The organism is Calothrix sp. UHCC 0171 (genome assembly GCF_034931845.1).
GTDB lineage: Bacteria > Cyanobacteriota > Cyanobacteriia > Cyanobacteriales > Nostocaceae > Brunnivagina.
In genome coordinates this window covers 1-11,391 of record NZ_JAYGHN010000046.1, presented here as the reverse complement: position 1 = coordinate 11,391, position 11,391 = coordinate 1, and the positions used below count along the sequence as shown (strand labels likewise).

Annotated in this window: 13 protein-coding genes and 1 pseudogene; 6 read left to right on the top strand and 8 right to left on the bottom strand. The window is 38.6% G+C overall.

Annotated features, from left to right (window positions below; translation table 11 throughout):
• Window positions 1-93 precede the first annotated feature (93 nt).
• From VB733_RS23700 to VB733_RS23675, 6 genes are read left to right on the top strand one after another with little or no spacing between them, the layout of a single operon-like run.
• On the top strand, window positions 94-384 hold the full coding sequence (locus tag VB733_RS23700) for a nucleotidyltransferase family protein (RefSeq protein WP_323342514.1): 291 nt from the start codon (window positions 94-96) through the stop codon (window positions 382-384).
• Window positions 381-722 (top strand): DUF86 domain-containing protein, encoded by a 342-nt coding sequence (locus tag VB733_RS23695; protein ID WP_323342513.1) that lies wholly within the window; start codon window positions 381-383, stop codon window positions 720-722. The genes VB733_RS23700 and VB733_RS23695 overlap by 4 nt, the downstream gene beginning before the upstream one ends.
• A 39-nt stretch (window positions 723-761) precedes the next feature.
• A complete protein-coding gene (locus tag VB733_RS23690) occupies window positions 762-3,305 on the top strand; it encodes a CHAT domain-containing tetratricopeptide repeat protein (RefSeq protein ID WP_323342512.1) in 2,544 nt (847 codons plus the stop codon).
• A gap of 13 nt (window positions 3,306-3,318) precedes the next feature.
• Window positions 3,319-3,705 carry a hypothetical protein gene (locus tag VB733_RS23685; protein WP_323342511.1) on the top strand — a complete coding sequence of 129 codons (387 nt, stop codon included), beginning with the start codon at window positions 3,319-3,321 and terminating at the stop codon, window positions 3,703-3,705.
• 2 nt (window positions 3,706-3,707) lie between these two features.
• On the top strand, window positions 3,708-3,839 hold the full coding sequence (locus tag VB733_RS23680) for a hypothetical protein (RefSeq protein WP_323342510.1): 132 nt from the start codon (window positions 3,708-3,710) through the stop codon (window positions 3,837-3,839).
• 25 nt (window positions 3,840-3,864) lie between these two features.
• Entirely contained in the window at window positions 3,865-5,274 is a 1,410-nt protein-coding gene (locus VB733_RS23675) for a hypothetical protein (RefSeq protein WP_323342509.1), read from the top strand.
• Window positions 5,275-5,310: 36 nt separating this feature from the next.
• Here the strand turns inward: VB733_RS23675 and VB733_RS23670 are convergent, their stop codons facing one another.
• The 8 genes and pseudogenes from VB733_RS23670 to VB733_RS23635 all read right to left on the bottom strand — a co-directional run bounded on the left by VB733_RS23670 (window position 5,311) and on the right by VB733_RS23635 (window position 10,959).
• Window positions 5,311-5,568, bottom strand: coding sequence for a hypothetical protein (locus tag VB733_RS23670; protein ID WP_323342537.1), 258 nt, complete (start codon window positions 5,566-5,568; stop codon window positions 5,311-5,313).
• Between the two features lie 30 nt (window positions 5,569-5,598).
• Window positions 5,599-5,697: pseudogene (locus VB733_RS23665) on the bottom strand (DNA cytosine methyltransferase); the annotation flags it as partial.
• Entirely contained in the window at window positions 5,673-6,599 is a 927-nt protein-coding gene (locus VB733_RS23660) for a DNA cytosine methyltransferase (protein ID WP_323342508.1), read from the bottom strand. The gene VB733_RS23660 and the pseudogene VB733_RS23665, both read right to left, overlap by 25 nt.
• A 185-nt stretch (window positions 6,600-6,784) precedes the next feature.
• Window positions 6,785-8,305 (bottom strand): hypothetical protein, encoded by a 1,521-nt coding sequence (locus VB733_RS23655; protein WP_323342507.1) that lies wholly within the window; start codon window positions 8,303-8,305, stop codon window positions 6,785-6,787.
• 314 nt (window positions 8,306-8,619) lie between these two features.
• Window positions 8,620-9,303 carry a hypothetical protein gene (locus VB733_RS23650; RefSeq protein WP_323342506.1) on the bottom strand — a complete coding sequence of 228 codons (684 nt, stop codon included), beginning with the start codon at window positions 9,301-9,303 and terminating at the stop codon, window positions 8,620-8,622.
• Window positions 9,304-9,346: 43 nt separating this feature from the next.
• Entirely contained in the window at window positions 9,347-9,838 is a 492-nt protein-coding gene (locus tag VB733_RS23645) for a hypothetical protein (RefSeq protein WP_323342505.1), read from the bottom strand.
• Complete coding sequence (locus VB733_RS23640; protein ID WP_323342504.1) at window positions 9,835-10,527, bottom strand: hypothetical protein; 693 nt, start codon at window positions 10,525-10,527, stop codon at window positions 9,835-9,837. The genes VB733_RS23645 and VB733_RS23640 overlap by 4 nt, the downstream gene beginning before the upstream one ends.
• A gap of 3 nt (window positions 10,528-10,530) precedes the next feature.
• Complete coding sequence (locus VB733_RS23635) at window positions 10,531-10,959, bottom strand: hypothetical protein (protein ID WP_323342503.1); 429 nt, start codon at window positions 10,957-10,959, stop codon at window positions 10,531-10,533.
• Window positions 10,960-11,391: the final 432 nt, after the last annotated feature.

Sequence of the window (11,391 nt, the reverse complement as noted above, 5' to 3'; positions counted from 1 at the left end):
AGTTATTTTGTCTAATTTGGCGAGTATAACAGAGCATACATTATAAAATAAATACAGCACAGTAAAAGGTTCTAAAAATTAAATGGTTTGGTTATGGGAATTCAAGAACTATTACTACCATTTCGAGAAGAAATATTAAGAATCGCTGCCAAATATGGTGCCCATAGCGTGCGGGTATTTGGTTCAGTTGCTAGAGGTGAGGCAAGACTCGATAGTGATGTTGATTTTTTGGTGGAAATCGAACCAAACCGTAGTTTATTTGACTACATTGCCTTAATTCAAAGTTTAGAAGAATTATTAAATCGTAAAGTTGATGTTGCAGAACCTGGAAGTCTTCACGATTTGATTCGAGAAAAAGTGTTGGCAGAATCAGTTTATTTATGAAAGACGAACGTTTGTATTTGAGTAATATTCAAGAATGCATCGCCAGAATTGAGGAATATACCAGCGAGGGTAGGGATGTTTTTATTCAGACACCGATGATTCAAGATGCTGTGATTCGCAACTTTGAAATTATTGGCGAAGCAACAAAAAGATTATCTCCGGAATTGAGAAACTCGTATTCGGATGTGCCTTGGCAACAAATGGCTGGTTTGAGAGATGTATTGATTCACGATTATTTGAAAGTAAATTTAAATTTAGTTTGGGAAATTGTCGATCGCAATTTACCCGAACTCAAAGAGCAAGTAGCAATGATTTTACGGAATTTGAGCAATGAATAGATATAAAACTTATGAAAAATTCTCAAGAAAGAAAACCTTATGAAAAATTCTCAAGAAAGAAAACACAAAAAAAATAAGAATACGTCAATAGTATCTTCAAAATACAAAGGTTTCAGCAAGAACTCTGAAATTATAGAAATATTCTTAAAGCGAGGCATTGAAGCAATTAACGCTGGAAATTATCAAAAGGCGATCGCATCCTATGACAAAGCACTCGAATGTAAACCTGATGACCATGAAGCTTGGTACAACCGGGGAAATGCACTGGCTTATTTAGGAAGGAATGAAGAAGCGATCGCATCCTATGACCAAGCAATTAAATTAAAACCTGATTTCCATGATGCTTGGTACATTCGGGGACTTACGCTGGGTATTTTGGAACGGGGTGAGGAATTGATCGCATCTTTTGACCAAGCAATTAAATTAAAACCTGATTTCCATGATGCTTGGCACATTCGGGGTATTGCGCTGAATAATTTGGGACGGTACTCAGAAGCGATCGCATCCTATGACCAAGCAATTAAATTTAAACCTGATTTCCATGATGCTTGGAACAATCGGGGTAATGCGCTGCGTAATTTGGGGCGGTCTGAGGAAGCGATCGCATCTTTTGACCAAGCAATTAAATTAAAACCTGATTACCATGATGCTTGGCACATTCGGGGTATTGCGCTGGATAATTTGGTACGGTACTCAGAAGCGATCGTATCCTATGACCAAGCAATTAAATTTAAACCTGATTTCCATGATGCTTGGAACAATCGGGGTATAGCAGCAGGAAAATCGGTGAGTTACGATCGATTTTTGGTACTTTCTAGCCCTATTGCTAAACAGAACCCAGCACTGAATCAGCGTGGTTATGAGGGAAAATTAGTAAGCTATCAAGAAGGTTTGAAATATTGCCAGCAAAATACACACCCCGAAGGTTGGGGAAAGTTACATCAAGCAATAGGTAATGCTCACTATTACCAAGGTGTAGGAGAGCGCAATTATCGTCAATATTGGCTTCAAGCTGAGGCTGAATATAAACAAGCCCTAATAACCCTAACAAAAGAAGCCTTCCCCGAATTACATTTACAAGTATTACGAGACTTAATTCGCGTATTATTCGGTTTAAACAAAGATGAAGCAGCCAAAGAATACCGTAAACAAGCATTAGCAGTATTCGGACAATTATTAAACTCCCCCGATAAATCTTCTTACCAAAAACGCAAATTACAAGCTCAATTTTCTGGTTTCTCGCAAATGCGGGTAGATGTATTAATCGAAGATGGTGATTTTATCTCTGCTTTAGAAACTGCGGAAAGAAACAAAAATTTCTACCTCACCTGGATACTCGATGCTCGCAAAGAACATATCCTCAGCCCCAGTTACAGCGAAATTCAAAAGTTAATAAATTCCCAAATTCATCCAAACACAGCAATAATCTACTGGCATATCAGCCCTTTTGCCATCACTACATTTATCATCAAACCCAATGCCGATAAACCCATCGTTATCCCTACACAAAACCCAGAAAAATTAGAAGCTTGGCTCAAAAATTGGCATACACAATACGATAATCATCGAAAAGGAGCAAAACAGCAGGAATCAAATCCAGATTGGCGAGATAATTTACCGCAATTGCTAACACAACTCGGCGAAATTCTCAACATTCCCGCGATTCTCGAACCCATCCAGAACCAAAATACTCAAATCCAAAATCTGATATTAATTCCCCACCGCGATTTACACCGTTTCCCCCTCCATACCCTATTCCCAGATGACTTTACCATCACCTACTTACCCAGCGCCCAAATTGGCATAAACCTACAACAAAAACAACCGATTTCAATCCCAACTAACCTTTTAAGCATAGAAGCACCCGATAGCAAAGAATCAGATGGTGAGCCATTTGAAGAACTACCCGACGCAGAAATGGAATCCGCAACCATCTGTGCAATGTTAGCAAATCCCCAGCGACTATCTGGAAATGCAGCCAGCAAGGAAAATATCAAAACAGCCCTGGCAAATAACCACCAAATATTTCACTTTACCGGACACGCAACCTATAATTACCAAAGACCAAAACTATCTTGCCTTGCCTTAAGCGGTACGGATAGATTCACCCTAGAAGACATTACCCAATTATCCCTAGATAGCTACCGCCTAGTCAGCCTTTCTGCTTGCGAAACCGCCATTACAGGCAATCAAACCATCGATACCGAGTACGTGGGATTAGTCAGTGGCTTCCTCAGCCAAGGCGTAACAAATATTCTCAGCACCCTCTGGACAGTCGAATCCGTATCCAGCGCTTTATTCATGATTGAATTTTACCGCCAACCCGACTGGCATACAGCCCCAGCAGTTGCACTCAAACGCACCCAAATGTGGTTACGTATTGTCACATACCGCGAACTCGTAAATTGGTACAAACAGTGCGCTGAAGAAATACAAGAAAAAAATTACATTTGTGCGGAAGATTTGCGAGATGAAGCAGCTATCATCGAAAATTACCCCGCTAAAATAAATACAACTATACCTCCATATTCCCATCCCTATTATTGGGCAAGTTTCATTATCACAGGCAAAATTCACACCTAAACATCACACACCCATGCAAGCAACTTATAACCTCCGCAAACAAGCTTTCCTACTTGCACTCCAGCAGTTCGATATATCCACACTGTCACCGGAACTGCAACAGGAAATAAATGTATTGTGTGATGCCTTGAAGGAAGGAGCTACAGAAGATAGAATTAAGCAGCTTGAAAACCTTGTTAAAAAATGCGAACCACTCAAACAACTTTACGATACCCAAAGGCTAAACTTAAAAAAACAACAAGGTGAACAAGAACGTAGTAAAGGTTTTCCCGTCAAAAGCGATAACCCCAAACCCGAAGAACTCGGTTCGACAAACACAAACCCACCAACCCCACCATCCAATAATTCAAATTCCCAATCCACCCAATCCACTCAATCAACTAATAAAAGTAGTAAATAGTCATGAGTAAAAAACCACAAATGAAAGGCTTTTCCGTGAGCGGAGATAAACCAAAACCTCAAGATTTAAAACCAACCAATGTCAACCCTCCAACCCCGGAAAAACCACCAAACAAGAATCAGGAAAATTCTTAAATGCTGATTAGCAAATAATGATTCCATGAAAGAAATTATATACCCGACCTTAGATTTATTTATTTACCAATTCAGAAATGGTTTGGGTGACAGTGATGAGCAAATTAGGGAAAATCATAAAGACTTTTGGCAAAATCTACCAGACAAAATCAAAGTCAATTTAGACGCGGAAGTAAAGGGAGAAAACCCAGAATATATTAAATTACTTGAAGAATTAATCGAACCATCGACAAAAAAACAATTTAATATTCAAGATAATCACTATTATTTTAAAGACACTAGCGACACCTATAAATTAGAAGGCTATTATTACCCAATTCGTTTATACGATACCTATGGACTAATTTTCGATTGCTCCATTGACGATCGCAAAAATCCCCAACCAATAGACGTTTTCAAAAATCTCAAACAACAAGGCGCAACAAAAAGCGGTAACGTCGGCAAAACTTGGATGGTATCGGGTTCGCTAGTTCCAGGAATTAAACCCGAACCGGAAGATATTGCCAAAGAAACATATCAAATTTTAACAGGTATTGAATGCCAAAAGCCAGAACAGGGAAAATTCCTCGGTGCGACAGTTTTTGAAATCTGGAAACCACCGCAAAAATGGCTAAATGTCGAACAAGAAAATGTTCATGTGTTGGTTATTCTATATCCCAATCTGTGGAATATGGAAGTAGCCGCAGAATTTTATGGTGACTGGCTACGACTATTTAATATGCGGAATAAAATTATTTGGGAATACGCCTATAGTCGCCAACTTACCACTGAGCTAAAAGCAATATTTCAGACAGTTTCAGAGAATATCAATCGAGTCAACAAGATTAACTACGGCTTTGCCAATCAAAAAATATCTCAGCAAGAATTACAAGAGTTGCAGAAAATTTTGAGCCAAAGCATCGCAACACTATCTGATTATGCTAGCAAACTAAGTTATTTAGAAATACTGCGTTTAGCCATAGATAATAACTTACAAAACTATCAAAGCTTCATCAAAGATATTGAAGATAAAGCCAAAGAAAAACAGCAAAATGACAGCACATTAGGCGATACTAATTTGCAATGCCTAGAAAAATTTACCAAAACAGTTAAAACCAAATACAAAGTTCAGATACAACAAGACTGTGCCAGCCTCAGTGCCAGTTTAAGAATTATAGAAGACTTAACCAACACCGTGCGGGGAATAATCGAGATAGAACAAACCAAACGCGATCGCTCCTTGGAACGAACCTTTCAAGTATTAGGTACAGCCTTTGGCGGTGGTGCGATCGTCTCTGGTGTCGTCACCCAACACATCGATAAACCCTTCGCACCAATGAATTTGAAATATTCATTCCATCCCCTAGTTTTATCTCTATTTTGGAGTGTTTTAGCCACCGTAATCCTTGGTTTAGCAGCTTGGTGGTTGACTAAACCTAAACAAAAAGACAAATAAACAGGATTAAGTTAAGCAATTAGCCAGAAAATTAGATTAATAAGTTAAAGGAGGCGACGGAGGCGATCGCTCGTTGCCAACTTCGGCATTTTCCGCATCAAGCAAACCAAAAGCAAGATAATTTAGTTTTCCTGGCTGTTGCCACATTGAACAAAAAATTCGCAAATCAGCCGATGGTTCAAGAGTTTGTAAGTCCAGCACATGGGTAAGCACAAAACAACTTCCCCCTATCGAACTTTGTTGCTGTTCTTCCAAATGCATCAACAGTTGAGATGCAATAGCATAAGCAAGCATTGGAGGAACGCTATTCCCGATCGCCTTATGAGCAGCAAATTTACTTATCCCGAAATTGAACCAATCGGGAAAACTATGCAACCTCGCAGCCTCACGAACCGTTATTACCCGCGCATGTTCATAATGTATTGGACGTGCAGCTGTTCGATTCCCACTCCCAGCGCGTAACGTCGGGGAAAAACCATCGCTAGACAATCGATAAGCCCAAGTCGTCGGTTCTTTCTCACCTGGTAGGGTATCGCCATATTTCTGCTGGGTCGCAGGTGTGTGCGTTGTTGCTTTACATCCGCTAATGATATTTGAGGGTTTTGCAGAATTAGGGCATATTTTGTCCAAATATTCAGCATATTCGCCCTTTTTTTTAATTCCCAGGTCTCGGTTTGAGAATCGATTGGGAGGTGAGTTAGATCGGCGATCGCATCCCCCACATTAAACTTCTTCTCGCTCCCGACAGGTGCAGCAACCTCGCCAAATTTAGACCCCACCCAGATAGCTCGTTGCCGTTTTTGCGGCACACTGAAATCGGATGCTGTGAGTAACCATTTAGAGAGGATGTAGTGTTCTTCGATGAGTGCGTTACCCTTGGTCAGCGCAGCTATCGCATTCCCAGTAATCCCAGCAAACTTCTTCTGTGCGATCGCTGGAACATTCTCCATCACGAACATTGACGGATTTAGTTCTACCACCAGATTGATGAATTTTAGGACTAATTGACTGCGATCATCATTCACATCCTGCTTCCCAGCAACCGAAAAACCTTGATAAGGTGGTCCACCAATAACTGCGGCGATTTCCCCATCCCAATCAGGATATTTTTGTTGAATTATTTCTCTAATTTCAGAGAAGGAAATATCACCAATATCTCGACATAAAACTAACGTATCGGGAAAATTAAGTTTATATAATTCTAAAACTTTGGGATTGTTGTCGATAGCAACTGCAACTTCAAATCCAGCAGATTGGAAGCCTAAATCAAGACCACCAATTCCACAAAATAAACTGACTACTAATTTCTTATTCCTTGACATCATACGTTAAGTCAAACAAGTAAGATTTTATTTAACTCTCTCTATTTTACAATCATTTGATACTATCTTACTATCATTAGTTATTTGGATATATAAAAATATTTAATATTTTTAATCTAAATTTAGTCTATATATTATATAGATTATTTTTGGAAAAATATATACATTTATAGACAGCTATATTTATGTTAAATATCCAAACTAAATTTCTTGATTAGTTGCCATTCTCGCCGCTCATTTAAGATTTCAATAATTCCCGCAATCAATTCCTTTTCTTGATTAATATTATTAATTTTTAACTCTTTTTTGATAAAATCTGAAATCGAACATTCAGATGTCGCTGCCAACATTTTAATCATCTTTTCCGTCTGACTGACTTTTGAAAGCTTTGGGCTTGTTCTTTTAAAATCAGCAGATTCATCATTTTCTTCTATAGTTGTTGGCTCATCAATAAACTGTCTACTATCCCTATCAAAACCAGAATAATTTGGTAGTTTTGGCATGGGGAACCATTCATTTAATCCCCCATAGAAAATAGCTCTACCTACAGGAGATTTATCACACAAAGATTTAATTTGAGCAGTTGATAATTTTTTATCACTAGGAATCATTGTTGCTCGTAAAATTCCCTCAGATGCGGAAAGATTATCAGCACTGATTAGAAATACAGGAATAAATATTGAACGGGTTCCACCATCAAAGCCTAATCCTTTCGTATGAGCATTTTGAGAAATTCCCCACAGTACAATCCCACGAGAAGAACCAGAACTAGAATATCCAGTTAACTTACCTTCCAACCATCCAAGTCCTCCCTCAATACGTTTGAGTGTTTTCGTGACAAGATTTAATTCATCAAAAACCAGCAGTTTATATCCCAATCCTGCATCGAATTCATCAAATTTTTGAATACAATTTTGTAACCACTTATAAGCATCAGCCGCATCACAGATCATCAAATCTTGACGAAATAGATAATCAACCCGTCCCGAAAAATATTTTGTTTCATTCGGGTCATTTTTGGGGTCAATATAAAAAATTGTGATTTGACGTTTATTATCTTGCTTTATATGTTTGAGAGCATTAGTAACAAATATACCTTTTCCAGCACCAGGTACACCCACAATTAAAGAGTTTTTTAAACTACGAGCAAACTCAAATGGTAAATTAGGAACTTGTTTGTCAAATGTGATTAATTGGGTTGATGTTCTTTCTAAAATTGGTGTAGAGATGGGTAATTGTTTTGGAGATGATATTTGTGAGTCACTTGGCGGTGTCAGTTTCTGTCCCGTCAAAGTGGCGTACCCGGAGGGTAAATTAGGTTGTGTCTCCAAAAAATCAAGTGCATCATTACTGATTGAATAGCCATTTTCCAATGCCCATTGAATTTGTATTCTAGCTTCAGTATCTCCAACCTGAGAGCGGAAATCTCGCAAGTTATCACCTGAAAGAACATGTGCAACACAAGCATAATTATTGATAGCTATTTCATTGCGGTTACTGGCTTGAGTTCGTTTAATTGCGGCATAAAACCCCCAAGCAGCAATCACAAAACCTGTTGGAGGAAACGCTGTTGCACTAGCTGTCATCAAACCACCAATTATCCCAGCAATAATTAAGTATTGGCAGTTGTTGTCTGAAATTGCATCCGTTGCAATAATTTGCCATTCCTGGGAGGTGAGTTGACGTGAATTTGGATTAAATGTGGACATATCAAAATATTGACCAAATAATTATCCATAGAAACATTAAAAATCTTAATATTCCATTGACTAAAGGACGCAATGGAGTTTTCCAGAACAACGACCAATGGGCTATTGAATGTGCAATTTTTGAAAGCGGAACTATATCACGAACTGGGATTTCCTTTTCTAAATTACGATAAGTTAGGTGATGAGCATGATTACTTCTTAACCAAGGGAATATTATGCAGTGGAATTTTGTTAATTGCTGACATTGCTGAGATTTGTGTTTCCACTTTGTTGAGCGGATATAAGCTAAATATTGATTGGAGTAAGGCATAGTATTAAAGAGAATGAGCGGATTTCATGAAGTAGGCTATTTGTCCCAACCAAAACAGAAAACGGATAATTGTTTCAATCGCAAACAGTGTGATTACAAGTAAGGCAATGTTTCCCCAATCCAACAACGACCATTGTCCAGTCATCAAAATAAACATCAGTTGACCAAATCCACCTTTACAGGGAGGATAAACCCCAACACAAATTAAAAAGTCAATTGTGTAGACAAATAGTGCAAGATTTCGAGCATTTGTAATAGTCAAAGTAGGAAAATTGTTGTACCAACGTTTGAGTGCGCTTAAAGCTGGGTCATCCGAATCACGAATTGCAAATTTTTGAGATGATTGCGCCTCATCAATTAATACCTTCATGAAAGAGCGATCGCGTCTTAGAATAATCGGGAACACCTCAACTGTTTGAATAACTAACCAAATCAATAACCCCACAAACCAATGCAGCGCAGTACCAATTGTCGCAGCAATACCGTTAATTATTGGGATGGCTGCAATGAGTTTAATCAAAGCAGCGTCTGCTGTTGCAGTTGCCATCGCTGCTTTTACAAATTGAGCGTAGGGTTGGATATTTAACCACGCAAACCATAGTCCAACAATGACTGTAACCCAGTAAAGGATTTGAACTATAGTACGAGTGCCACTGTTTCGATTTCTAGATTTAGAACCTGATGACATATTTTCACGCTCCGACAAATTACGAATTACAAACTACGAATTATTAAAGGTTTGGTAAGACATAGCGTTTGTTAGCTCTTTTTTTAGCTTGTTCAATAACCGTGCGATCGCCTGTAAAAGCAATCTCTCCAACTACTGGTTTGTCGTTAACTTGAACAATTTTGGCGGTATTTCCATTCGCATCACAAACGATTGTCCCCACTGGTAGCTCCGTTTTCCGCACTCGGTCAATAACTGGTTGTCCGACTGAGAGGGAGGTGAAGGAATTGGGGTCTTTCATCGCAACTACCATCACACAACCCTTTTGATATCTTTTTTCAGCAATTTCTGCCTGTGCTTCTGCTGTTTGTTGGGATGCTTGGAGTTGCCATACTGAAGCTGAATTTTCGCGCACCGTTTTCTGCAATTGGGAAACAGCAGAGAAATTCGCTTTGATGTTTGCACTTGAAAGAGCTAGACAAACACAGATACTGAAGAAGAAAACTGCTGTCATCGGATTGCGTTCTAAATGCTTCATAAATCGAGATTTGTTCATGAATGCAAGTAACGACTGATTAGGGTTTGTGTGAGTTGACGGGTATCCAGAATCGTTTGGGGGGTATTGGGCTTTTTTGCTTGTGCAACCTCATTCAAAAATTCCCCAGCATCAAATTCGGTTGTCATGGTGGTCATTTCTTCCAGTTCTGTTTGTACTTGTGAACTAGAATTAATACCGTAATCATCCAAAATTTTCTCCAGCTTTTCGGGGTCAGTTAATAGTTGGGTGATTTGAGAAATCTGTTTCGCTGATTCCTGGTTAATTTCTGAGAGTGACTTGGTATTCAACTGTGCCAAGGTGTGTTTGAGTACCGCATCTGAGATTTGGTGGAGTACAGTTGCTTTGGCGATCGCTTCTCCTGCGATAATCTCCACCATTCCCCGAAACACATCAGCAGGAATATTTGCTGCACGCTCTGTGGCAATTTCAATTGCGAGTTTCTCAACTTGAACGAGACTGGGAGAAGCATTATTAGTTGTATTTTCTGTCAACACTTTCTGCTGGTTAATTGCCTCTTCTACTATTTTGAAAACTTGTTCCAAACGCTCGGTGATAGTAGTAGGAAATTCCTCGGCATTGGGGTCAATTTCACTATTGTGTTTACTCAGTTCCTCCAGCGCATTAATTATTTGCTCCTGACTATATAGTCCTGCGAAATACTCGAATAATTCTTCTCTGGTAAACATGATTTATTCCTCATTTAAGACATTGGATACCAATCGTTCTTGCTCGCGTCGATATTCTTCTCTTGTAAACTCACTTTTTTTAGCATTCAAATATTCTTGTGCCATCCACTTTTTCCCCATTCCATGAGGAAGTTCTTGATAAATCTCTCCGATTTTGCCAACAACCCACACCTGATAGGGAACTATGGGTGGTGTGGCGTTAAAACTTGATGCTCTGTTCAACATTTGTATCTGTTGTAATTTATACTCCGGTATGGCTATCGCTAGAGTTTCCCATCGCTTCCAGGTACGGTAACAGATGCCTAAAATTCTGGTTCCCTCTGCTAAAGATAGGGGAAAACCCAAGGGATGCAGGTTAACATCGAGCGAAGTCGAGATGTTAATTTCTGGATTTATGATGTGAAATAGCTGATTTCTCCATTCCTTTATCATTAGGTAGTCAATAGTAACTTAGAGAGAGTTAATGCACTGACAATATACGTGTCAATATCCGGTTAAAGTGATTGTTTATAGCCTGTTAATGGTCTGACTATTGACATCGTTAATTCAAAAATAAAACCCAGATAAGTATGGGTTGTTTTCAAATTAACTGTGTTGTTAGACAATAGTTTTTATTAAATAATCAGTTCTCCAATTAAATGCAAAGATTTGCGTAAATTTGCGGAAATAAATCAGCAAAACCTAATTTAATATTTCCAGATTTTTAGATATTCCTGTAGTTTAAAAATAATATGAAAGCAACGTAATAATATTCCCACTAAATAGTGATATGGTTTGCCATAAAACCATCCTTCGATTGTTCTTGAGTTGTAACCAGTTAGTAATGTAAGCGTTACCGTACAAGCTTTCATATAACCATTAGGG